Origin of the sequence: Buttiauxella cochleicola (assembly GCF_021283185.1) — a bacterium.
Classification (GTDB): domain Bacteria; phylum Pseudomonadota; class Gammaproteobacteria; order Enterobacterales; family Enterobacteriaceae; genus Buttiauxella; species Buttiauxella massiliensis.
This window is the reverse complement of sequence record NZ_JAJSOS010000009.1, coordinates 1-21,358: the sequence shown is the minus strand read 5'-3', so window position 1 is coordinate 21,358 and position 21,358 is coordinate 1. Positions and strand designations below refer to the sequence as shown.

At 51.0% G+C, this 21,358-nt stretch carries 22 protein-coding genes, 1 tRNA gene and 2 rRNA genes; 10 read left to right on the top strand and 15 right to left on the bottom strand.

Going from position 1 to position 21,358, the window contains the following annotated elements; genetic code table 11:
• Positions 1 to 101 precede the first annotated feature (101 nt).
• Positions 102 to 722, top strand: coding sequence for a TIGR04211 family SH3 domain-containing protein (locus LVQ76_RS14790; RefSeq protein ID WP_064516062.1), 621 nt, complete (start codon positions 102 to 104; stop codon positions 720 to 722).
• A 60-nt stretch (positions 723 to 782) separates the two neighbouring features.
• Entirely contained in the window at positions 783 to 2,036 is a 1,254-nt protein-coding gene (locus LVQ76_RS14785) for a multifunctional CCA addition/repair protein (protein ID WP_232921954.1), read from the top strand.
• Between the two features lie 78 nt (positions 2,037 to 2,114).
• Here LVQ76_RS14785 and bacA read toward each other — a convergent pair whose 3' ends face one another.
• Together bacA and folB are read right to left on the bottom strand one after the other, a co-directional pair.
• Positions 2,115 to 2,933 carry an undecaprenyl-diphosphate phosphatase gene (gene bacA, locus LVQ76_RS14780; protein ID WP_232921953.1) on the bottom strand — a complete coding sequence of 273 codons (819 nt, stop codon included), beginning with the start codon at positions 2,931 to 2,933 and terminating at the stop codon, positions 2,115 to 2,117.
• A gap of 106 nt (positions 2,934 to 3,039) precedes the next feature.
• Entirely contained in the window at positions 3,040 to 3,408 is a 369-nt protein-coding gene (gene folB / locus LVQ76_RS14775) for a bifunctional dihydroneopterin aldolase/7,8-dihydroneopterin epimerase (protein WP_232866264.1), read from the bottom strand.
• Between the two features lie 107 nt (positions 3,409 to 3,515).
• On the opposite strand from folB, the gene plsY reads away from it, so the two are divergent.
• Entirely contained in the window at positions 3,516 to 4,133 is a 618-nt protein-coding gene (plsY, locus tag LVQ76_RS14770) for a glycerol-3-phosphate 1-O-acyltransferase PlsY (RefSeq protein ID WP_232921952.1), read from the top strand.
• A 35-nt stretch (positions 4,134 to 4,168) separates the two neighbouring features.
• Here plsY and tsaD read toward each other — a convergent pair whose 3' ends face one another.
• Positions 4,169 to 5,182: a tRNA (adenosine(37)-N6)-threonylcarbamoyltransferase complex transferase subunit TsaD gene (gene tsaD, locus LVQ76_RS14765; protein WP_232921951.1), complete on the bottom strand. Its 1,014-nt coding sequence runs from the start codon at positions 5,180 to 5,182 to the stop codon at positions 4,169 to 4,171.
• 247 nt (positions 5,183 to 5,429) lie between these two features.
• Here tsaD and rpsU point away from each other — a divergent pair, with 247 nt between their 5' ends.
• The 3 genes from rpsU (at position 5,430) to rpoD (ending at position 9,669) form a co-directional block, all read left to right on the top strand.
• Complete coding sequence (rpsU, locus tag LVQ76_RS14760) at positions 5,430 to 5,645, top strand: 30S ribosomal protein S21 (RefSeq protein ID WP_001144069.1); 216 nt, start codon at positions 5,430 to 5,432, stop codon at positions 5,643 to 5,645.
• Positions 5,646 to 5,811: 166 nt separating this feature from the next.
• Positions 5,812 to 7,557: a DNA primase gene (gene dnaG, locus LVQ76_RS14755; protein ID WP_232921950.1), complete on the top strand. Its 1,746-nt coding sequence runs from the start codon at positions 5,812 to 5,814 to the stop codon at positions 7,555 to 7,557.
• A 273-nt stretch (positions 7,558 to 7,830) separates the two neighbouring features.
• Positions 7,831 to 9,669 (top strand): RNA polymerase sigma factor RpoD, encoded by a 1,839-nt coding sequence (rpoD, locus tag LVQ76_RS14750; RefSeq protein ID WP_232905171.1) that lies wholly within the window; start codon positions 7,831 to 7,833, stop codon positions 9,667 to 9,669.
• A 62-nt stretch (positions 9,670 to 9,731) separates the two neighbouring features.
• Here the strand turns inward: rpoD and mug are convergent, their stop codons facing one another.
• Positions 9,732 to 10,238, bottom strand: coding sequence for a G/U mismatch-specific DNA glycosylase (gene mug / locus LVQ76_RS14745; protein WP_232921949.1), 507 nt, complete (start codon positions 10,236 to 10,238; stop codon positions 9,732 to 9,734).
• A 126-nt stretch (positions 10,239 to 10,364) separates the two neighbouring features.
• On the opposite strand from mug, the gene LVQ76_RS14740 reads away from it, so the two are divergent.
• Positions 10,365 to 10,440: transfer RNA gene (locus LVQ76_RS14740), tRNA-Ile, on the top strand.
• 57 nt (positions 10,441 to 10,497) lie between these two features.
• Here LVQ76_RS14740 and LVQ76_RS14735 read toward each other — a convergent pair.
• From LVQ76_RS14735 to LVQ76_RS14720, 4 genes are read right to left on the bottom strand one after another with little or no spacing between them, the layout of a single operon-like run.
• Positions 10,498 to 11,208 (bottom strand): amino acid ABC transporter permease, encoded by a 711-nt coding sequence (locus LVQ76_RS14735; RefSeq protein ID WP_232921948.1) that lies wholly within the window; start codon positions 11,206 to 11,208, stop codon positions 10,498 to 10,500.
• Positions 11,198 to 11,977 (bottom strand): amino acid ABC transporter permease, encoded by a 780-nt coding sequence (locus LVQ76_RS14730; protein WP_232921947.1) that lies wholly within the window; start codon positions 11,975 to 11,977, stop codon positions 11,198 to 11,200. Before LVQ76_RS14730 ends, LVQ76_RS14735 begins: the two co-directional genes overlap by 11 nt.
• On the bottom strand, positions 11,974 to 12,798 hold the full coding sequence (locus tag LVQ76_RS14725) for an amino acid ABC transporter ATP-binding protein (protein WP_151996013.1): 825 nt from the start codon (positions 12,796 to 12,798) through the stop codon (positions 11,974 to 11,976). The genes LVQ76_RS14730 and LVQ76_RS14725 overlap by 4 nt, the downstream gene beginning before the upstream one ends.
• Position 12,799: 1 nt before the next feature.
• On the bottom strand, positions 12,800 to 13,618 hold the full coding sequence (locus tag LVQ76_RS14720; RefSeq protein ID WP_232866283.1) for an ABC transporter substrate-binding protein: 819 nt from the start codon (positions 13,616 to 13,618) through the stop codon (positions 12,800 to 12,802).
• Between the two features lie 218 nt (positions 13,619 to 13,836).
• Here LVQ76_RS14720 and LVQ76_RS14715 point away from each other — a divergent pair, with 218 nt between their 5' ends.
• Together LVQ76_RS14715 and nepI are read left to right on the top strand one after the other, a co-directional pair.
• Entirely contained in the window at positions 13,837 to 14,559 is a 723-nt protein-coding gene (locus LVQ76_RS14715; RefSeq protein ID WP_232866274.1) for a DUF2461 domain-containing protein, read from the top strand.
• A 91-nt stretch (positions 14,560 to 14,650) separates the two neighbouring features.
• Positions 14,651 to 15,835, top strand: a complete 1,185-nt coding sequence (gene nepI / locus LVQ76_RS14710) for a purine ribonucleoside efflux pump NepI (RefSeq protein WP_232866276.1) — start codon at positions 14,651 to 14,653, stop codon at positions 15,833 to 15,835.
• 51 nt (positions 15,836 to 15,886) lie between these two features.
• Here nepI and tauD read toward each other — a convergent pair whose 3' ends face one another.
• Genes tauD through tauA form a run of 4 tightly spaced genes read right to left on the bottom strand, consistent with a single transcriptional unit; the run spans position 15,887 to position 19,305 of the window.
• Positions 15,887 to 16,735 (bottom strand): taurine dioxygenase, encoded by an 849-nt coding sequence (gene tauD, locus LVQ76_RS14705; protein ID WP_232866277.1) that lies wholly within the window; start codon positions 16,733 to 16,735, stop codon positions 15,887 to 15,889.
• Positions 16,732 to 17,559 (bottom strand): taurine ABC transporter permease TauC, encoded by an 828-nt coding sequence (gene tauC / locus LVQ76_RS14700; RefSeq protein WP_232866278.1) that lies wholly within the window; start codon positions 17,557 to 17,559, stop codon positions 16,732 to 16,734. The genes tauD and tauC overlap by 4 nt, the downstream gene beginning before the upstream one ends.
• Entirely contained in the window at positions 17,556 to 18,323 is a 768-nt protein-coding gene (tauB, locus tag LVQ76_RS14695; protein ID WP_232866279.1) for a taurine ABC transporter ATP-binding subunit, read from the bottom strand. The genes tauC and tauB overlap by 4 nt, the downstream gene beginning before the upstream one ends.
• A 10-nt stretch (positions 18,324 to 18,333) precedes the next feature.
• On the bottom strand, positions 18,334 to 19,305 hold the full coding sequence (gene tauA / locus LVQ76_RS14690; protein WP_034460787.1) for a taurine ABC transporter substrate-binding protein: 972 nt from the start codon (positions 19,303 to 19,305) through the stop codon (positions 18,334 to 18,336).
• Positions 19,306 to 19,594: 289 nt separating this feature from the next.
• On the opposite strand from tauA, the gene LVQ76_RS14685 reads away from it, so the two are divergent.
• Positions 19,595 to 20,047 (top strand): acyltransferase, encoded by a 453-nt coding sequence (locus tag LVQ76_RS14685; protein WP_232866281.1) that lies wholly within the window; start codon positions 19,595 to 19,597, stop codon positions 20,045 to 20,047.
• 65 nt (positions 20,048 to 20,112) lie between these two features.
• On the opposite strand, the gene LVQ76_RS14680 is transcribed toward LVQ76_RS14685, so the two are convergent.
• The 3 genes from LVQ76_RS14680 to LVQ76_RS14670 all read right to left on the bottom strand — a co-directional run.
• Positions 20,113 to 20,586 carry a VOC family protein gene (locus tag LVQ76_RS14680; RefSeq protein WP_232921946.1) on the bottom strand — a complete coding sequence of 158 codons (474 nt, stop codon included), beginning with the start codon at positions 20,584 to 20,586 and terminating at the stop codon, positions 20,113 to 20,115.
• 456 nt (positions 20,587 to 21,042) lie between these two features.
• Positions 21,043 to 21,158 (bottom strand): 5S ribosomal RNA (gene rrf / locus LVQ76_RS14675).
• A gap of 112 nt (positions 21,159 to 21,270) precedes the next feature.
• Positions 21,271 to 21,358, bottom strand: a 23S ribosomal RNA gene (locus LVQ76_RS14670); the annotation flags it as partial.

Genomic DNA, 21,358 nt, shown 5'->3' with positions numbered 1-21,358 from the left:
CAAATTCACACCAGGATGATTCTCATTCAGGTTTACGGATTGCACCGTCAGACTGATGCCACTACTATCGTTCCACTATTTATGACAATAACGACGAAATCATGCACAAATTCCGCCTAATTTGCCTTACTTTGCTCTCCCTTAGCGTTTCCGTAGTGGCTCATGCCGATGAAAAACGTTATGTATCTGACGAATTGAACACCTGGGTGCGTAGTGGTCCTGGGGATAATTACCGCTTGCTTGGCACCGTAAATGCGGGCGAAGAAGTGACATTGCTGCAAAGCAATGAAGAAACTAAATATGGCCAGGTGCGCGACAGTAATGGCCGTACCTCCTGGATCCCACTGGCGCAACTGAGCACCAATCCAAGCCTGCGTACGCGTGTGCCGGACCTTGAAAACCAGGTTAAGACGCTGACTGACAAGCTCACAAATATCGATACCACCTGGAATCAGCGCACGGCTGAAATGCAGCAGAAAGTTGCACAGAGTGACAGCGTAATCACTGGTCTTAAAGAAGAAAATCAACAACTTAAGAACCAATTGATCGTCGCAAAGAAGAAAGTCGATGCCGCGAATGTTCAGTTGGATGACAAGCAACGTGCCATCATTATGCAGTGGTTTATGTATGGCGGCGGCGTCGCTGGTTTCGGTCTGCTGCTCGGCCTGTTGCTGCCTCACATGATCCCAAGCCGCAAGAAGAAAGATCGCTGGATGAACTAATCTGCAACCCTGTATCCTACACTTACGTATTATAGTAATTGGATGCAGGGGCATTAAAGCGTGAAGATTTATCTGGTCGGTGGTGCAGTACGTGATGGGTTGTTGAGATTACCGGTCAAAGATAAAGATTGGGTGGTTGTTGGTGCAACACCACAAGAGATGCTTGATGCTGGGTACCAGCAGGTAGGGAAAGATTTCCCGGTGTTCCTGCACCCTAAATCACGTGAAGAATATGCACTCGCGCGTACTGAACGTAAATCAGGCCAGGGATATACAGGTTTTACCTGTTATGCCGCGCCTGATGTCACGCTTGAGCAGGACTTGCTGCGCCGCGATTTGACCATCAATGCGATTGCCCAGGACGAACACGGCGAATTTATCGACCCTTACAACGGGCGTGCCGATATCGAAAAACGTCTGCTGCGCCATGTTTCTCCCGCTTTTAATGAAGACCCGCTGCGCGTTTTACGCGTGGCGCGTTTTGCTGCACGTTACGCCCATCTTAGTTTCCAGATTGCCCCAGAAACCCTGACGCTAATGTCCTCCATGGCCTCTAACGGCGAACTTGAGCACCTCACGCCGGAGCGCGTGTGGAAAGAGACGGAAAACGCCCTCACTAGCCGTAACCCACAGGTTTATTTCGATGTGCTGCGCAAATGCGGGGCATTGAAAGTGTTGTTCCCGGAAATCGACGCGCTATTTGGTGTGCCTGCGCCAGAAAAGTGGCACCCGGAAATCGACACCGGTATTCACGTTCTGATGACGCTGGCGATTGCCGCCCAGCTCAGCCCGGACGTTGACGTACGCTTTGCCACGCTGTGCCACGATCTCGGTAAAGGGCTCACGCCAAAAGAGTTCTGGCCGCGTCACCATGGGCATGGCCCGGCAGGGGTAAAACTTGTCGAACGGTTATGCCAGCGCATGCGTGTGCCGAATGAAATTCGTGACCTCGCCAAACTGGTTGCCGAATATCACGATCTGATTCATACGATTTCTATCCTGCAACCCAAAACCATCATCAAATTATTCGATGCCATCGACGCATGGCGCAAACCACAGCGCGTCGAACAGGTGGCGTTAACCAGTGAAGCCGATGCTCGTGGGCGCGCCGGTTTTGAAGCCAGTGATTATCCACAAGGCAGGTTGCTGCGAGCGGCATGGAATGCGGCGCAAAGCGTCACCAACAAAGAAGTGATTGATGATGGTTTCAGCGGACCCGCGATTCGCGATGAATTAACTCGCCGCCGTATTGCCGCCGTGGAAGCATGGAAAAAAGAAGCGGGGTTGGTTACGCCTTTACCATCCACTCGCTGATGGATATCTGCCACAAACGAAGACGCCAAACAAAAAGCCACTCAATATGAGTGGCTTTCTATTACTGAGTGGAGAACTTTAGAAGAAGACGAAATAAACCACTGCTGCGACCGCAAAGCGATAAATTGCGAACGGGATAAAGGAGATGCGTTTAATAACTTGCAGGAAGGTTTTAATCGCAATCAGCGCAACGATGAATGCGGTAATAAAACCAACGGCAAACATTGGCAAATCAGCCAATGTTAGGAAACCGATGCTCTTATACACATCCAGCACCGTGGCACCCATCATCATCGGCACCGCTAGCAAGAACGAGAACTCAGATGCTGCATAACGGCTAACGCCCATTAACATCCCACCTGAAATTGTCGCACCAGAGCGAGAAAAACCAGGCCATAACGCTAAGCACTGGAAGCAACCAATTGCAAAAGCCTGACGATAGGTGATGTCATCGACCCCATCAGCACGCGGGACTTTTGGTTTTAACAGTTCTGCTGCAATCAGCAATACGCCGCCGACGACTAATGCGTACATGACGTTTATAGGGTTAAAGAGTGATTTAATGGCATCGTGGAATACCAGTCCCAGAACCACAGCAGGCACCATACCCAGCAAGATATGGATCAGCGACAAACGCCCTGTTCCAGTACCTTCATGCGGTTGGCGACCAAAATGAATGCCAATCAAGCCAAACAGGCGGCGCCAGAACATCACCACAACAGCTAAGATCGAACCAAGCTGGATTACCACTTCAAATGTTTTCGCGGTATCACCTTCAAATCCCAGAAGATGACCAACAATAATCATATGGCCGGTGGACGAGACGGGTAAAAACTCCGTTAACCCCTCGACAACACCAAGAATCGCGGCAATAACCAACGAGTGCAGATCGCTCATTAAAAAAATCCTCTAACCCCAAAAACAAACGTTAAAAAAGCGGCATCTGCCGCGAAAGATCACAGTTCAGACCAGGTTACCTACTTTTGGTTTAACTATGATGAACTTATTTACTGAGTTTAAGATTAACGCCACGCTCAATCACCACGCCAACATTCGCGGCCTGTGCCACAGCGCCTGGCTTGCTGACTTTTAACCTGATCCAAGGTGAGTTAAAGCGAGTCAGCAGCAATTGCGCTACCTCTTCAGCAACACGTTCTACCAATGCAAAACGGCCGCCAGATACATGGTTGATTACCGCTTCGCTGACATCTGCATAGCTTAAACAATGAGTTACATCATCACTGCTGGCGGCCAGGCTATTATCCCATGCCATCTCGATATCAAATACCAGCTTCTGGGAGATGGTTTGTTCCCAGTCATAAACACCAATAGTGGTGATTACAGTAAGTTGCTCTATAAATACAATATCCATCACGCCCTGCCCGGTTTTTAGTCACGCCAGATACCACTTCCGGCGAAATATGCGTATTATCCACAGATGCAGAGAATACAACGACACTTTCAAAATGGAACAGCGTTATGAGTGCAATCGCGCCTGGCATGATCCTGCTTGCGTATCTTTGCGGCTCAATTTCTAGCGCCATCCTGGTCTGCCGAATCGCCGGTCTCCCTAACCCACGAGAGAATGGTTCCGGCAACCCAGGTGCGACCAATGTTATGCGAATTGGCGGTAAAGGTGCAGCCGTAGCGGTACTCATTTTTGATGTTCTCAAAGGAATGTTACCCGTCTGGGCGGCTTACGCGCTGGGTGTGACACCTTTCTGGCTTGGGCTTATCGCCATCGCTGCCTGTCTTGGCCATATCTGGCCCGTTTTCTTTAATTTCCACGGTGGCAAAGGGGTTGCAACCGCCTTTGGCGCTATTGCACCTATCGGCTGGGACTTAACCGGCGTGATGGCTGGAACCTGGCTGTTGAGTGTATTACTCAGCGGTTATTCCTCACTAGGTGCCATAATTAGCGCACTGATTGCCCCTTTCTATGTCTGGTGGTTCAAACCGCAGTTCACCTTCCCGGTCGCTATGCTCTCTTGCCTGATTTTAATGCGCCACCACGACAATATTCAGCGTTTATGGCGCGGGCAAGAAACCAAAATCTGGAAGAAACTGCGCCAAAATAAAGACAAAAAAAAGGAGTGATTGCTCACTCCTTCTCGACTAATTCTGCAAAGTTTTTACGCCGCAGGTAACTCAGCCAATGGCCAACGTGGGCGGACTGTTACGCTTAATTCGCCCACCGTTCCTGCTTTCAAACGAATCATACCTGCATAGGCAATCATCGCACCGTTATCGGTACAAAACTCAGGACGAGCGTAGAAGACTTCGCCACGGCGCTTAGCCATCATTTCTGCCATACGCGCACGCAGTGTACGGTTGGCGCTCACACCACCAGCCATCACCAGACGTTTAAAACCAGTTTGATCCAATGCACGTTTGCATTTGATTGCCAGGGTATCGACAACCGCATCTTCAAAGGCACGAGCGATATCGGCACGCGTTTGCGGGTCTGCTTCGTTGCCACGAATCGTGTTCGCAGCAAATGTTTTCAGACCAGAGAAACTGAAATCAAGACCAGGGCGATCGGTCATCGGACGTGGGAAAGTAAACCGCCCTTCAGTGCCCTCAGAAGCCATTTTTGACAACATTGGGCCACCAGGATAATCCAGACCCAATAGTTTGGCCGTCTTATCAAAGGCTTCACCTGCAGCGTCGTCAATTGACTCACCCAGAAGTTCGTATTGGCCAATACCCGTCACACTAATCAGTTGCGTATGGCCGCCGGAAACCAGCAGTGCCACAAACGGGAACTCTGGCGGATTATCTTCCAGCATCGGGGCTAATAAATGCCCTTCCATGTGATGCACAGGCACAGCGGGTACATCCCAGGCAAACGCCAGAGAACGGCCAATTGTTGCGCCTACAAGCAGTGCTCCTACAAGCCCTGGTCCGGCGGTATAGGCAACACCATCAATATCTTTTGCTGTTAATCCAGCCTCTTTAAGAGCGGTCTGAATCAATGGCACGGTTTTACGTACATGGTCACGGGAAGCAAGCTCCGGCACCACGCCGCCGTAGTCAGCATGCAATTTCACCTGACTATACAATTGATTGGCTAACAAACCTTTTTCATCGTCGTAAATGGCGATGCCGGTTTCATCACAGGATGTTTCTATACCCAGTACACGCATGGCGTTCTCTACCTCAAAGTCTTGCGGCGAAGTTTAAGCCCATGAGCGCTTATTGTAAAACTTTGCTCACATACTGGGCGTAGGTGGTGTATAATCCGCACCCCTGGAAGATTCCGGCCTTAAAAGCCAGGTTTCTGGTTGTCCGGTGCTTTACAAAGCAGCAGTAGTTGCAGTAAAATTCCGCACCATTTTGAAATAGCTGACGCCTCAGTCAGCGGCAAACCGAATTTATCAAAGGTGAGAGTTAATGCCGGTAATTAAAGTACGTGAAAACGAGCCATTCGACGTAGCACTGCGTCGCTTCAAGCGTTCTTGTGAGAAAGCAGGTGTTCTGGCGGAAGTTCGTCGTCGTGAGTTCTATGAAAAACCAACGACTGAACGTAAACGCGCTAAAGCTTCTGCTGTGAAACGTCACGCTAAGAAACTGGCTCGCGAAAACGCACGCCGCACTCGTCTGTACTAGTATCCTGGAGGTTTACACCTCCGGAACAGACTTGTAGTAGTTGTAAAGGCCGTGCTTCCGAAAGGAATGCGCGGCTTATTTTCGTTCATGAACTGACATACTTCCTGCTCTTTCGCACTGCTGCAATATCGCATGTCTGAAGGAAAGCGAGTACCAAACGGGGCCTATGGCTGGACGAATTCCACGTGTTTTCATCAATGACTTGCTGGCTCGCACCGACATCATCGATCTGATCGATGCGCGTGTTAAGCTCAAAAAGCAGGGCAAGAACTATCATGCGTGCTGTCCGTTCCATAACGAAAAAACCCCCTCTTTCACCGTAAACGGTGAAAAACAGTTTTACCATTGCTTCGGCTGTGGGGCACACGGCAACGCCATCGATTTTTTAATGAACTATGACAAGCTTGAGTTTGTCGAAAGCGTTGAAGAATTATCAGCGATGCACAATCTTGAAGTGCCTTACGAAGTCGGTAGCGGACCAAGCCAGATTGAGCGTCATCAACGGCAAAGTCTTTATCAATTGATGGATGGCTTGAACGCCTTCTATCAGCAATCCCTGGCTCAACAATCGGCTGAATCTGCGCGCCAGTATCTGGAACGGCGTGGTTTAAGTAACGAAGTTATTCAACATTTCGCCATTGGCTATGCTCCTCCCGGCTGGGATAACGTATTAAAGCGTTTTGGTGGCAATAGTGAAAACCGTCAAGCTCTGACGGATGCAGGCATGTTGGTAACTAACGATCAGGGACGCAGTTACGACCGTTTCCGCGAAAGGGTGATGTTTCCCATCCGCGACAAACGGGGCCGGGTAATTGGTTTTGGTGGACGAGTGCTTGGCGATGGCCAGCCTAAATACCTTAACTCCCCGGAAACCGATATTTTCCATAAAGGCCGCCAGCTCTATGGCCTGTATGAAGCACAGCAAAGCCAGCCTGAACCAGCACGTTTATTGGTTGTGGAAGGCTACATGGATGTGGTGGCATTGGCGCAATACGGCATATCGTACGCCGTTGCTTCATTGGGCACCTCAACCACCGCTGACCATATCCAGTTGTTGTTCCGGGTGACGGATACCGTTGTTTGTTGTTATGACGGGGATCGCGCAGGGCGTGACGCTGCATGGCGTGCTCTGGAAACTGCGCTACCTTATATGACGGATGGACGTCAGTTGCGCTTTATGTTCCTACCTGACGGTGAAGATCCCGACACGCTGGTGCGTAAAGAAGGAAAAGAAGCATTTGAAGCGCGCATGGAACATGCTCAACCGCTTTCGACGTTTCTTTTTAACAGCCTGATGCCTCAGGTTGATTTGAGTTCACCTGATGGCCGTGCGCGACTGAGTACTCTTGCTTTACCCCTGATTAGTCAGGTACCTGGTGAAACACTACGCATTTATTTGCGTCAGGAACTGGGAAACAAACTGGGCATTCTGGACGATAACCAGCTTGAAAAGCTGATGCCAAAGCTTGCGGAAAGCAGCACCCCGCGCCCGGCTCCACAGCTAAAACGCACAACCATGCGTATACTGATAGGACTGTTGGTGCAGAATCCGGAGTTGGCACCGAGTGTGCCACCGCTTAGCGGTCTGGAGCAGGCGAAGTTGCCAGGATTAAAACTCTTTATTGACCTGGTGAACACCTGTCTGGCACAACCTGGTTTAACCACCGGGCAGCTTTTAGAGCTATATCGCGGCACAAATGAAGCAGCCACCCTTGAAAAACTCTCTTCATGGGACGATATAGCAGATAAGGACATTGCAGAAAAAACGTTCAACGATGCACTCGAACATATGTTTGATTCCGTGCTGGAGTTGAGGTTTGAAGAATTGATGGCACGTTCCAGAACCACTGGGCTAACGCCTGCGGAGCGTGAGGAAGTCCGCGTGATAACAGAATCACGCGCGAAAAAGTAAAGGCGTTATCGGTGAAACCAGTTTTCGTGCGGACAGCGCACAGCCACCGGAGCATACTCAAGTATGTGAGGATGGCGAGCACTGCCCAAGCGGAAAATGGTGAACAAGATAGCCTGCAAGATTCTATCGGCTTAACTGCCGAACATTCGTCGGGTAAACCCGAACGCCGCGAGGATGGGCAGCGGCAATAAAATAAGTCAGCCCTCGTTACGTTATTGTTGGCGGTTTCGCCGACCGACACCAACCCTAATACTGAAGTGTGGATACCGTCTTATGGAGCAAAACCCGCAGTCACAGCTTAAACTTCTTGTTACCAAGGGCAAGGAGCAAGGCTATCTGACCTATGCCGAGGTCAATGACCATCTGCCGGAAGATATCGTCGACTCTGATCAGATCGAAGACATCATCCAAATGATCAATGACATGGGCATTCAGGTGATGGAAGAAGCACCTGACGCCGATGACCTGTTGCTTGCTGAAAACTCAAACAACACAGACGAAGATGCGGAAGAAGCTGCCGCTCAAGTACTGTCCAGCGTAGAATCCGAAATCGGGCGTACTACTGACCCGGTTCGCATGTACATGCGTGAAATGGGTACCGTTGAGCTGTTAACCCGTGAGGGTGAAATCGATATCGCTAAGCGTATCGAAGACGGTATCAACCAGGTGCAGTGCTCCGTTGCCGAATATCCGGAAGCGATCACTTATCTGCTTGAGCAATACGACCGCGTTGAAGCAGAAGAAGCTCGTCTGTCTGATTTGATCATCGGCTTTGTTGACCCGAATGCTGAAGAAGACCTTGCCCCTACCGCCACTCACATTGGTTCTGAGCTAACCAGCGAAGAAAACACTAATAGTGACGATGAGGAGGAAGACGAAGAAGAAGCTGACGATGACAACAGCATCGACCCAGAACTTGCTCGTGAAAAATTCGGTGAGCTGCGTACACAGTACGAAAAAGCTCGCGACACGATCAAAGCGAAAGGCCGTGCACACGCCGATTCTGCAGCTGAAATCCAACAACTGTCTGAAGTCTTCAAACAGTTCCGCCTGGTACCGAAGCAATTCGACTACCTGGTAAACAGCATGCGCGTCATGATGGACCGCGTTCGTACTCAAGAACGTCTGATCATGAGATTGTGTGTTGAACAGTGCAAAATGCCGAAGAAAAACTTCATCACACTGTTCACTGGCAACGAAACCAGCGAAACCTGGTTCAACGCAGCCATCGCAATGAACAAGCCATGGTCTGAGAAACTGCATGACGTTTCTGATGACGTGCATCGTAGCTTGCAGAAACTGCAACAAATTGAAGAAGAAACCGGCCTGACCATCGAGCAGGTTAAAGATATCAACCGTCGTATGTCCATCGGTGAAGCGAAAGCTCGTCGTGCGAAGAAAGAGATGGTTGAAGCAAACTTACGTCTGGTTATTTCTATCGCTAAGAAATACACCAACCGTGGTCTGCAATTCCTCGACTTGATTCAGGAAGGCAACATCGGCCTGATGAAAGCGGTTGATAAGTTTGAATATCGTCGTGGTTATAAGTTCTCTACTTATGCAACATGGTGGATTCGTCAGGCTATCACGCGTTCTATCGCTGACCAGGCGCGTACCATCCGTATTCCTGTGCATATGATTGAGACAATCAACAAACTCAACCGTATTTCGCGCCAGATGCTGCAAGAGATGGGCCGTGAACCGACGCCGGAAGAATTAGCTGAACGTATGCTGATGCCGGAAGACAAAATCCGTAAAGTGCTGAAAATCGCTAAAGAGCCTATCTCCATGGAAACGCCAATTGGCGACGATGAAGATTCGCATCTGGGTGATTTCATCGAGGATACCACCCTCGAGCTGCCACTGGACTCTGCAACGTCTGAGAGCCTGCGTAACGCAACTCACGACGTTCTGGCAGGCCTGACAGCGCGTGAAGCTAAAGTTCTGCGTATGCGTTTCGGTATCGATATGAATACCGACCACACGCTGGAAGAAGTGGGTAAACAGTTCGACGTTACCCGCGAACGTATCCGTCAGATTGAAGCGAAGGCACTGCGCAAACTGCGCCACCCAAGCCGTTCTGAAGTACTGCGTAGCTTCCTGGACGATTAATCTTATCGCCCTTCTAAAGAGCCCTCTTCGTGAGGGCTTTTTTATGCCTGTGATTCTGCTATCTACCTTCCTTTGGCCGTCAACGAAAGCTCCAGCTCCCGATAAGACTCCACAAGACCATCAAGCGTGGCCCGGTTCAATCCGCTGGGATTAGGCAAAATCCATACTTCAGTATCACCGATAGTAATATCCTGCCGTCCCCATTTTGCACCACGCTGACTGAAAGCCTGCTCGAATGCCTGTTTCCCTAACACAGCCAGCGCCATGGGCTGATAATCCTGCATTTTTGCCACCAACTTACGCGTCCCTGAGCGGAGTTCTTGCAACTTAACTTCGCTTGCCTGAACCGTGGGCCGTTCGACCAACATCGTGATGCCACAGCGCGTATCAAGCAGATGTTGCTCTTCTTCAGGTTTGAGTTGTCGTTCGGTAAAACCCGCAAGATGAATCACTTTCCAGAAACGGTTCCCAGGATGTGCAAAATGATATCCGGTATGCGCTGATGACTTACCCGGATTTATGCCGCAGAACACAACCCGCAGTTCCGGTTGCAGGATATCGCTAATCATGACATTCCCCGAAGTGATAGATGAAGAAGCAAGCATAAGAGATTGATTCAGCATTGTTTACAAAACCAGCAGATGTCACACAATGACTGGATTGAAGTTGAGAGTTACATTATAATCCTGCGCCACGGCCCCTTAGCTCAGTGGTTAGAGCAGGCGACTCATAATCGCTTGGTCGCTGGTTCAAGTCCAGCAGGGGCCACCAAATTTTAGCTTTAAAATCCTATGATTAAGCCACTCGAAAGAGTGGCTTTTTTGTTGTCTAAACTTTGAGTGGCGATGGTGTGGCAACAGTGCCGCGTCGGCGATACCAGCGAGACACCATGTAATTCAGGCCACTGCACAGCAGGTAATACACCAACCCCGTAAAGATAAAGATGGCCGCGGGATAGACCTGTACCCGGCTGTTGACCTGTCCCGCCACGGTGGTTAGCTCTGGCACATTGACGATGAACGCCAGAGAAGTGTCTTTAAGCAGCGCGATAAACAGCCCCACGTAGGAAGGAAAGACGTTGCGCATCGCCTGTGGCAGTAATACCAGGCGCAGTATTTGCCATACATTCAATCCACCAGCCACCGCTGCTTCACGTTGCCCGGACGGGAGAGCCTGTAAACCCGCGAGCGTGGTGTGCATCACTGCAGCAGAGGTAAACCACGCCAGCGCCAGAGTGACGGTCAGCGCACCGGGTAAATCGCTACCGGTGATAATCGGCAGCAAGAAGTAGAGCCAGAAAATTACAAAAATAAGCGGGATACCGCGGATGAATTCAGCCCAAATAAACAGTAACCGCCGCACAATGCCATCAAACCGCCAGGCGAGTCCTGCCAGCAATACCCCCCCTACCAGCGCCAACACTGCCGCTCCGGCCGCCATTAGCAGCGTAAGCAATACGCCGCCCGGTTCACCCTGCGCCATTCTTCCCCACAGTAGATAATCCAGGTTGTCGGTAATCACCGTCAGATTAGCGATCATGCTGTGCCTCCGTATCCCGCACTTTAGTAACATGGCGCTTATGTTCAGACGGGTGCGGGCCAAGCCAGGCGAACAATCCACCCATCACCAATCCTAAAGCCAGATACAGCACTGTTCCCACAGCAAAAGCCTCCAGCGCATGTGCGTTGTAGCTTTCGATTTGTCTGACCTGATAAGTCAGTTCCGCAAAGCCGATACCAGTGGCCAGCGACGAGAGCTTCATCAAGTTAAGATACTGCCCCACTATCGGCTGCCAGGCATTCCTCATCCCTTGTGGAAGTAGGATCCAACGGAAGATCGACCAGAATGAGAAGCCTTGCGAAAGCGCAGCTTCCACCTGTCCCTGAGGTACGGCCTGCAACCCGCTGCGCAGCTCTTCGAGCAGAAATGCAGAAGTAAACAGCCCAAGCCCCCAGGCAGCGCAGAGAAACTCCGGAGTGAACCACCACACATTTCCGGGCAGTATCGACCAACTGTGCTCATCGTTAATAAAGCTACGCAACGCCTGCGGAAGGAAATTCCACGCGGCGAAATACCAGAACAGCAGTTGCACCAGCAGCGGCGTGTTGCGAAACAGAGATACCCATACCGCAACCACCGCGCGACCGATACGCCCGCAGGCAAGTCTCAGCCCGAGTAATAACAGCGTTGAAGCCGTTGCCAACAGTACTCCCGCCAGGGTGACCCAGACCGTGGTTAAAAAGCCGGAAATAATCCATTGCAACGGCTGTCCTGTCAGGACTCCAGCCCAGTCTATGTGCCAGTTCATGGTTCATCCTTAAACCCGGCATGCAAAGGGTCGAGTACCTTTTGTAGAAAACGCCGGGTGCGTGGATGTTGCGGTGAGCTGAAGAACCGCGCCGGAGGAGCCTGCTCAAGAATTTCGCCGCCATCGATAAACACCACCCGATCGGCAATTTCCCGGGCGAACTGCATTTCATGGGTGACGACAATCATCGTAATGCCACTGTGGGCCAGGGATTTCATCACCATCAGCACTTCACCGATCATTTCCGGATCCAGTGCCGAAGTGGGTTCATCGAACAAGATTATCTGCGGCGAGGATGCTAAAGCCCGGGCGATGGCCACACGCTGCTGCTGCCCGCCGGAAAGCTGCGCAGGATATTGATGTGCTTTCTCGGCAAGCCCGACCCGAGACAACAACGTTACTGCCTGCTGTTTAGCCTCATCAGGTTCCCAGCCATGAACATGCGTCAGAGAAAGTGTGATGTTCTGCTCGGCGGTGAGATGAGCATATAAATTGAACTGCTGGAACACAAATCCGATGCGGCTACGCAAGGCACGCAGAGCTTTGCCTTGCAAATCCCGTGTCGGTTTGCCATCAATAAAAATGTCCCCCGCACTTAACGGTTCGAGCTGGTTTATCAGTCGGATTAACGTCGATTTACCGGAGCCCGAAGGCCCGCAAATCGCCACCACTTCACCGGCGTTGATTTTCAGGTCGATGGACTTGAGGACCTGGTTTTCGTCGTAACTTTTGCCAGCCTGACGAAACTCAACGCTGGCATCCTGTAAATGTGCAAAATCCGCGGCCTGCACCGCGGATCGTTTGGATAAGGCACTCACCATGTTACTGAGCTTCTATTTTAAAGCCGCGTGGCTGGGGAGTTTTACTGCCAGGACCAAACCAGCTGTCGTAAATCTTCGCCGCTTCACCGTTTTGCTCAAGCTTCACTAACTCGCCGTTAACTGCTGTAAGCAGTGCCGTTTCGCCCTTCTTCACCCCGACGCCAATCTCTTCTTTGCTGAGTAGGTCAGGGAGAATTTTGAACTTCGCTTTATCCGGTGCTTCAGCCAACAGACCGGCCAGAATGGTGCTGTCCTGGGTAATCGCCTGCACGTTGCCGTTACGCAGCGCCGTCAGCGCCAGCGGGATATCGTCATAGGAAAGCACGCGAGCGGATGGGAAACGCTGATGCAGCGCCTGCTCACCGGTCGTGCCTTTTACTGCACCAATACGGTCGTGCCCGTAGTCATCAAGTTTGTCCGCTGACGCTGCCGGTACCAGGAATTGCTGGCCCGTCACGAAATAAGGCGTGGAGAAGTCGACAACCTGCGCGCGCTCCGGCGTGATGGTGATATCAGCGACGATCAGATCCACTTTACCAGATTGCAGCAAAGGAATGCGGTTGGCTGGATTAGTTGCCACCAGCTCCAGTTTTACGCCAAGAGACTTTGCGAGGGCCTTCGCAAAATCAACATCATAGCCAACGATATCGTGAGTTTTAGCATCGATGGAGCCAAATGGCGGGTTAGCGTCAAAAGTGGCGACGCGCACGACGCCTGCTTTTTGAATATCGGCCAGTTGGTCAGCCTGAGCCACTGTGGCGGTAAGGCCGGACAGTGCCAGTAAAACGAGTGATGCGATCTTATTTTTATGAGAGGTCATTGCGTGTGCCATAGTTTTTCCTTGTTATCCCAGCTTTTAGCAAGCTAAGGCCTTACACTCCCATATCCCGAATCGCACCACCAATGCTTAAAAAACATTAACATATGAGGAAAATATATTAAGGTTGGAGGCGTTTCACATCGATAGACAGAGAAATCCGCCATCCTTAAGCTCGCAGATATAGCCGCTTTAATGGTTCAAATAAGGGTCCATCAATAATGAATGCTCAAATAACGAAAACCCCGACGTCCACGATATCTACCGGTACAACTTTTAGCCCGGCGAGTCTGCAGTTCCTGAACAAGCTCGCGCAAAACAATTCCCGAGACTGGTTTAAAGACCACCAGGATGAATACGAAAATACCGTGCGCACTCCTGCCCTGCGATTTATCGAGCAGATGCAGCCCGGCATTCTTGCCATTTCATCGAAGCTCACTGCCGTGCCAAAAAAAGTCGGCGGTAGTCTTATGCGCCCGCAGCGAGACAGTCGCTTCAGCAAAGATAAAACGCCCTACAAAACCAATGTCGGGATTCAGTTCCGTCATTTCCAGGGAAAAGACGTTCATGCACCAGGGCTCTATCTCCATATAGCCCCTGAAGGTTGCTTTATTGCCGCCGGAATTTGGCACCCCGAATCAAAAGCCCTGAGTGCTATTCGCCAATGTATTGATGAGAACCCCAACGCTTATCAAAAGGCGTTACAGGAGCTACAAAGCCAGGGATTTATCATGGATGGCGATAGCTTAAGTCGCCCGCCAAAGGGCTTTGATAAAACCCATCCTTTGCTTACTGAATTGAAGCGCAAAGATTTTATCGCGTTGAAAAACATCGATTTCGAAGAGCTGTGCAAACCGGATGCTATCAATTTCTGTGCCGAACAATTTCAGCATTGCTCTCAATTGATGGCTTATCTCTGTTTTGCCCTGGAACTTGATTTCTAAAACATCTCGGAAAAGTTGCCAAAACGTTAAATGCATCACATTTACGGTGCTACACTACGCGGCTTTATTGGAAGCAGCGGCGGGTAGATTAATGAGTGAGCATATTGAAAGGATGAACGAGACAAAGGCCGTATCCAGGCCTAACTGGTCAGCAGTATTTGCTGTGGCGTTTTGCGTAGCCTGCCTGATTACCGTGGAGTTCTTACCAGTAAGCTTGCTGACACCAATGGCACAGGATCTGGGGATCTCGGAAGGTGTTGCCGGGCAGTCTGTCACCGTGACCGCTTTTGTGGCAATGTTCGCAAGTCTGTTTGTGACCAGCATTATTCGCTCAACCGACAGACGCTATGTAGTCATCCTTTTCTCTGTGCTGCTCACCCTCTCATGCCTGCTGGTTTCCTTTGCTGAAAACTTCTCCATGTTGCTGATTGGGCGCGCCTGTTTAGGGATAGCCCTCGGCGGCTTCTGGGCAATGTCGGCCTCTTTAACCATGCGGTTAGTTCCAGCTCGTACAGTGCCAAAAGCGCTCTCAGTTATCTTCGGGGCTGTCTCTATCGCACTGGTTATCGCCGCCCCGCTCGGTAGCTTCTTAGGCGGCATTATTGGCTGGCGCAACGTCTTTAATGGCGCGGCATTAATGGGTGTGGCCTGTATCATATGGGTGTGGAAAGCACTGCCGCCGCTGCCAGGTGAATCAACGCAGCATAAGCAAAACATGTTGGGTCTGCTTAAACGCCCGGGCGTACTGGCCGGCATGACGGCAATATTTATGACCTTTGCCGGGCAGTTTGCCTTCTTCACTTACATTCGCCCGGTATATATGACGCTTGCAGGCTTTGATGTCGACGGCCTGACGCTGGTGCTGTTGAGTTTTGGCATTGCGAGTTTTGTCGGCACATCGCTTTCTGCGGTTTTCCTCAAGCGTTCACTCAAACTGTCGCTGACCTGTGCCCCGCTGATTCTGGCACTGAGTGCGCTGGTTCTGGTGTTGTGGGGGAGCGATAAAATCGTCGCATCAGCCATTGCCATTATTTGGGGCTTTGCCTTTGCGCTGATTCCAGTTGGCTGGTCGACGTGGATCACCCGTTCACTTGCGGATCAAGCAGAGAAAGCGGGATCTATTCAGGTTGCAGTGATCCAGTTAGCAAATACTTGTGGAGCGGCAATTGGCGGCCTGGCACTTGATAATCTCGGCATTATTTCGCCGCTGGTGTTGTCAGGGAGTTTGATGTTACTGACAGCGTTGTTAGTAGCGACAAAGGTACGAGCAAAATAACTGCGTCGGATGGCGCATTGCTATCCGACCAGCTCCCCCACCAAAATCCCATCACCCTCGCCAGAAAGGCTTATCCCCCAGAATCGTTGCGCGATGCATGATGCGACGAGCGGGGAGATAGTCAGCATTCGCATAATGCTGCGTGACACGGTTATCCCAGATAGCGATATCGTTTTCCTGCCAGCGCCAGCGAACCTGGAACTCCGGCTTCGTAATATGTGCAAACAGGAAGGCGAGCAGCGCATCGCTCTCTTTTTGCGAAAGGTCGACAATCCGCGTAGTGAAACCCTCGTTAACAAACAACGCCTGCTTACCGCTTACCGGATGGGTGCGGACTACCGGATGCAACAACGGTGGATTCTTAACGACCGCCTCACGCCAGCGCTGATGCTCTTCTTCACTACGGAGATGTTTATACTCCGGGAAAGATTTGCGGAAATCGTGTTCTGCTTTTAGCCCCGAAAGCAAGCGCTTGAACGGTTCTGAAAGTGCCTCGAACGCAGCAATGCCACTGGTCCACAATGTATCACCACCGAATTCTGGAAGCTGTTTTGCTGCCAGTATCGCACCGGCTGGCGGCGTTTCGATAAAGGTCACGTCGGTGTGCCAGTTATCGTTATCAGGCGGGTTATCGTTGTGCGTATCCAGCACGATAATCTCCTTCACACCTTCCGCATGTGGATAAACCGGGTGGATGTGCAGATCGCCAAACCGCTGTGCCAGCGCTCGTTGCTGTGCAGGTGTAATAAGTTGATCGCGCAGGAACAGTACTTGATGGCGGATCAGCGCGTGGTAGAGCTGCTCAAATTGGTTATCCGTTAAGCCCCGGCTCAGCGTTAAACCACTAACCTGCGCACCGATGTAAGGCCCCAGTGGCGTAATATTCACTTTCTCGCTCATTGCCCTTCTCCATGCCATGGGGTTAAACGGCGCTGCAATGCCCGTAACCCTAGTTCTAAACAGAATGCGATTACCGCAATCACACCAATACCCGCAAGCACTACATCAGTTGCCAAAAACTCACCCGCCGATTGCACCATAAAGCCGAGCCCACGGGTGGCGGCGATAAGCTCAGCGGCAACCAGTGTTGACCAGCCTACGCCAAGCCCAATGCGGAATCCGGTCAGGATTTCCGGCATTGCTCCGGGCAAAATCACATACCAGACTATCTGAGCGCGTGATGCTCCCAACGCTTCGGCAGCACGGATGCGAACCTGTTTTGCGCTGCGCACTCCCGCCATGGTCGACATAGCAACAGGGGCGAAAATCGCCAGATAAATCAGCAAGATCTTCGAGGTCTCACCGATACCAAACCAAATCACCATCAGTGGTAAATAAGCCAGCGGCGGCACCGGGCGATAAAGCTCGATCAGTGGGTCAAGAATGCCGCGTACCGTCGGGCTTAGCCCCATCGCAATGCCAACCGGAATACCAATCAATACTGCGGCCAACAGCGCGGTGAGTATCCGCAACAGGCTGGCAGCGAGGTGCTGCCAGAGCGTGGCATCCATAAAACCTTGTGGCCCAGCGATGCTAATCAGCTTTGTTAGCACCTGAAGTGGCGGTGGCAAAAATAGTGGACTTACCCACTGCTGCGCTGCCACCCACCACCACAGCAAAATGATGGTAGTGATCGTCGTGAGGCTTAACGTTATCTGGCGCGAGAACGGCCAGCGCAACGCCAGCCGTTTACGGCGAGCTTTATCCTGAATAACGATGCTCATAGGAAGCCCTCACGTTGCTCAAATACCCGGCTCAACACATATTCGCGTTTCGCGATAAATTCCGGATCGGATTTAATACTGCGGCATGGCTCACCTGCGGTGAAGCGGCGACCAAAGTCGAGCGGGATACGCTCCAGCACACGCCCTGGCCCCGGTGACAGCAATACCAGTTCAGTTGCCAGAAATACGGCTTCTTCAATGTCGTGCGTAATTAACAGCACCTGACGGCGGCTTTCATGCCACAGCTTGAGCAGCAAGGTCTGCATTTGCTCGCGAGTAAAGGCATCCAGCGCACCGAAAGGCTCATCGAGCAGTAAAAGTTGCGGGCGAGTCGCCAACGCACGTGCAATCCCTACCCTCTGACGCTGCCCGCCGGAGAGCTGCCAGATGGCGCGTTTCGCCTTATCTTCGAGCCCCACTTTACGCAACATATCGAGCGCGATTTCCTCACGTACAGGCTTTGGCTGCCCGGCAAGCTGCAAACCAAATGCGACGTTATCCAGCACCGAACGCCACGGCAGTAGCCCTTCATTCTGAAATACTACGCCGCGCTCAACGCCCGGCCCCGTGACCTGTTTGCCCGCTAGTGTAATGCTGCCGGAGTGATAAGGAACAAAGCCAGCTATCAGGTTCAGCAGCGTAGTTTTCCCGCAACCAGATGGGCCGAGAACCACCAGTAACTCGCCCTCATCCACGGTCAGATTAATATCGTTAAGAACCGTTTTACCGTCATAATCTGCGCTTAAATGCGAAACCTGTAACATGGCTAACTCCTTACTGCGCCAGCGTTTTCACGAAGCGGTCGGTGACAAACTGGCTGTAATCCGTTTCCACAGACGGGACTTTCCCCTGCGCTTTCAGGAACTGGGCAGTATCAACAATCGCTTTATTTACTGGGCCACTAAGCTGCTCAGTTTGTTGGTTAGCGGTGAGGTAGGTATTACCCTTCACCAGCACCGGAACATCGCTTTCAGGTACGCCACTCAAACGTGATAGTTTGCTCAGGTTATCCGGCTGTTTTAGCCAAACGTCCGGGTTGTCGATATAGCTTTTCTGGGCAGCGAGAGCGCTTTTAGCAAAGGCTTCCACCACTTCAGGATGCTGTTGCGCGAAATCTTTACGCACAACCCAGACATCCAGTGTTGGCGCACCCCATTTGCCCACTTGCGCGGAGTCGGTCAACACCGTGCCATCTTTCTCCAGCTCGTTAACCGCAGGCGCCCAAACATAAGCGCCGTCAATGTCGCCACGCTGCCAGGCGGCAATTATTGCCGGTGGCTGAAGGTTAAGGATTTCTACCTGGCCGGGCTTAATTCCCCAGTGCTTCAGGGCCGCCAGCAGGCTGTAATGCGTTGTAGAGATAAACGGTACGGCAATACGCTTGCCGATGAGATCTTTCGGACTTGAGATACCTTTCTTCACAACCAACGCTTCGGAGTTACCTAATTGCGAAGCGAGCAAGAAGACTTCGATAGGCACATTTTGACTTGCTGCCACAGCCAGCGGGCTGGAGCCGATATTGCCAATTTGTACATCGCCCGATGCAAGCGCTCGGACCACGCTCGCGCCGCTGTCGAATTTACGCCATTCAACTTTTGCTCCGCTGTCTTTGGCAAACGTGTTATCAGCCTGCGCGACCTTGGCTGGTTCAGCAGAAGTTTGGTACGCAACCGTCACGTCCACCGCGAATACTGGCGTTGCAATAAGGGCAAGCGTAGCCAGCCAGAGAGAATGTCGTTTTGCCATGAGGAGAGCTCCTGTATCGATGATGGGAGCAGTATTTCCAATGGCGGTGATTAGATAAAAGAATTAAAAATTATCGCTAATACTTTTATGTTTTTAGATGAAATGTAGGGAAGGATAGTTGGGAGATGGGAATAGGATGGCGCTTAGAAAAAAAATGGATCCAATCTGCTTGCTGGCAAATATACTGATATCTCCCCCGAAGCCAGGCCTTTTGCTTCATGTTTATGTTGCCGCTCACGGCTCGAATTGACTCACAAAATGGATAACCAGGGAGCTACGGAAAGGAAAAATGAAAATACTAAAAAGCGGTATCAGAGATGTGACAGCCAGTGACAAAGTAACGGTATGCGAACCGGTAAACCTTTACGAATGCACCCTGCACGATGATGTCTTCGTCGGCCCTTTCGTGGAGATTCAAAGACATTGTGTCATTGGTGCGGGAACCCGAATTCAGTCACATTCATTTCTCTGCGAGAAAGTTACCACCGGCAGTAACTGCTTTATTGGCCACAATGTGACGTTTGCCAACGATCTCTTCCGCTCCGGAAAACTCAATCCAGATCCCGAAAGTTGGATTAGTATTCACCTTGGCGACAACGTGATCGTGGGCAGTGGAAGCACGATCCTGACGGAATTTATCTGTAGCGGTGCAGTGATAGGAGCCGGGAGTGTGGTCACGAAGGATATTCTTAAGCCGGGAATTTATGCAGGCAACCCGGCCCGGTTATTGCGGGAGGTTTAGGGCCGGGATTTACCGTTTTATGACGGCGACACGCATTGGCTATAGGTCCAATGTGCTTCAACTCGTCAACCACGTATTGCCGCTTCGATAGCAGCCACATCTATTTTCTTCATCGACATCATCGCTCCAAACGCACGCCTGGCGGTGTCTCCCCCCGTCGCCAGAGCTTCAGTCAGTACGCGAGGAGTAATTTGCCAGCTAACACCCCATTTATCTTTGCACCAACCGCAGTCGCTTTCCTGGCCGCCATTACCAACAATTGCGTTCCAGTAGTGGTCCGTTTCCGCCTGGTCTTCGCTCGATATCTGAAAGGAAAAAGCTTCACTATGTTTGAAATGCGGCCCGCCGTTGAGGCCGATGCATGAAACACCCGCGACGACAAATTCGACAACTATTGTGTCGCCTGCCTTGCCAGCTGGATAGTCTCCAGGGGCAGGAATAACGGCACCAACGCTGCTGTCTGGAAAGGTCGCAGCATAAAAATGAGCAGCGTCTTCCGCATCATGATCAAACCAAATACAGATAGTATTTTTAGCCATAAGTTAGCCTGCTTGTTGTGTTTCTCAGTTTCGATAACCGTACCGCGGTGCCTTGCTAGCATTGCGTCTTTTATGTTTTACCAACCATAAGTATGTACTGGATCTGATTCATGTGAGTGTCAGAGGCGTGATCTGTGGTCTGTATCGCTTAATGGATGGGAGGTTTAGCTACGGGAATAGTAAATCAGCGGGATGAGGGAATTTAAAATAGTGGATTAAACTGTATAACGATGCGTTCTTCAGAGGATTATAGCGAGAAAATGAGGGTGGTTTTCGTAAATCGCAGACAGCAAAAAGCCCTGTACGTCAGTACAGGGCTTGTATTCGTATCATCCTGATACTCACCCCTGCGGGGCCGTCGCAAGCGACGTGCAACATTGCTCCCGACAATGTTGTCCACTTAGCAAGCACAAAAAAGCCCCATGCTTTCGCATGAGGCTTGTTTGTTTATTTGGAGCCTGGCAGTTCCCTACTCTCGCATGGGGAGACCCCACACTACCATCGGCGCTACGGCGTTTCACTTCTGAGTTCGGCATGGGGTCAGGTGGGACCACCGCGCTGTTGCCGCCAGGCATATTCTGTTTCATCAACCGTCATGCTTTCACATAACCATCGACTTAAAATCTCGGTTCAAGCTGAAAATCAAATATCTTAGTCTCTCAACCAAAACACCTTCGGTGTTGTAAGGTTAAGCCTCACGGATCATTAGTACTGGTTAGCTCAACGTATCGCTACGCTTACACACCCAGCCTATCAACGTCGTAGTCTTCAA

Excerpts from the sequence above, each read along its gene's own strand:
- plsY (WP_232921952.1), top strand. The coding sequence starts at position 3,516 with ATGAGTGCAATCGCGCCTGGCATGATCCTGCTTGCGTATCTTTGCGGC.
- LVQ76_RS14680 (WP_232921946.1), bottom strand. The coding sequence starts at position 20,586 with ATGGCTAAAAATACTATCTGTATTTGGTTTGATCATGATGCGGAAGAC.
- tauB (WP_232866279.1), bottom strand. The coding sequence starts at position 18,323 with ATGTTACAGGTTTCGCATTTAAGCGCAGATTATGACGGTAAAACGGTT.
- LVQ76_RS14790 (WP_064516062.1), top strand. The coding sequence starts at position 102 with ATGCACAAATTCCGCCTAATTTGCCTTACTTTGCTCTCCCTTAGCGTT.
- LVQ76_RS14715 (WP_232866274.1), top strand. The coding sequence starts at position 13,837 with ATGAATGCTCAAATAACGAAAACCCCGACGTCCACGATATCTACCGGT.
- folB (WP_232866264.1), bottom strand. The coding sequence starts at position 3,408 with ATGGATATTGTATTTATAGAGCAACTTACTGTAATCACCACTATTGGT.
- tauA (WP_034460787.1), bottom strand. The coding sequence starts at position 19,305 with ATGGCAAAACGACATTCTCTCTGGCTGGCTACGCTTGCCCTTATTGCA.
- nepI (WP_232866276.1), top strand. The coding sequence starts at position 14,651 with ATGAGTGAGCATATTGAAAGGATGAACGAGACAAAGGCCGTATCCAGG.
- LVQ76_RS14720 (WP_232866283.1), bottom strand. The coding sequence starts at position 13,618 with ATGACCTCTCATAAAAATAAGATCGCATCACTCGTTTTACTGGCACTG.
- tsaD (WP_232921951.1), bottom strand. The coding sequence starts at position 5,182 with ATGCGTGTACTGGGTATAGAAACATCCTGTGATGAAACCGGCATCGCC.
- LVQ76_RS14685 (WP_232866281.1), top strand. The coding sequence starts at position 19,595 with ATGAAAATACTAAAAAGCGGTATCAGAGATGTGACAGCCAGTGACAAA.
- mug (WP_232921949.1), bottom strand. The coding sequence starts at position 10,238 with ATGATTAGCGATATCCTGCAACCGGAACTGCGGGTTGTGTTCTGCGGC.
- tauD (WP_232866277.1), bottom strand. The coding sequence starts at position 16,735 with ATGAGCGAGAAAGTGAATATTACGCCACTGGGGCCTTACATCGGTGCG.
- LVQ76_RS14735 (WP_232921948.1), bottom strand. The coding sequence starts at position 11,208 with ATGATCGCTAATCTGACGGTGATTACCGACAACCTGGATTATCTACTG.
- LVQ76_RS14725 (WP_151996013.1), bottom strand. The coding sequence starts at position 12,798 with ATGGTGAGTGCCTTATCCAAACGATCCGCGGTGCAGGCCGCGGATTTT.
- dnaG (WP_232921950.1), top strand. The coding sequence starts at position 5,812 with ATGGCTGGACGAATTCCACGTGTTTTCATCAATGACTTGCTGGCTCGC.
- tauC (WP_232866278.1), bottom strand. The coding sequence starts at position 17,559 with ATGAGCATCGTTATTCAGGATAAAGCTCGCCGTAAACGGCTGGCGTTG.
- LVQ76_RS14730 (WP_232921947.1), bottom strand. The coding sequence starts at position 11,977 with ATGAACTGGCACATAGACTGGGCTGGAGTCCTGACAGGACAGCCGTTG.
- rpoD (WP_232905171.1), top strand. The coding sequence starts at position 7,831 with ATGGAGCAAAACCCGCAGTCACAGCTTAAACTTCTTGTTACCAAGGGC.
- bacA (WP_232921953.1), bottom strand. The coding sequence starts at position 2,933 with ATGAGCGATCTGCACTCGTTGGTTATTGCCGCGATTCTTGGTGTTGTC.
- rpsU (WP_001144069.1), top strand. The coding sequence starts at position 5,430 with ATGCCGGTAATTAAAGTACGTGAAAACGAGCCATTCGACGTAGCACTG.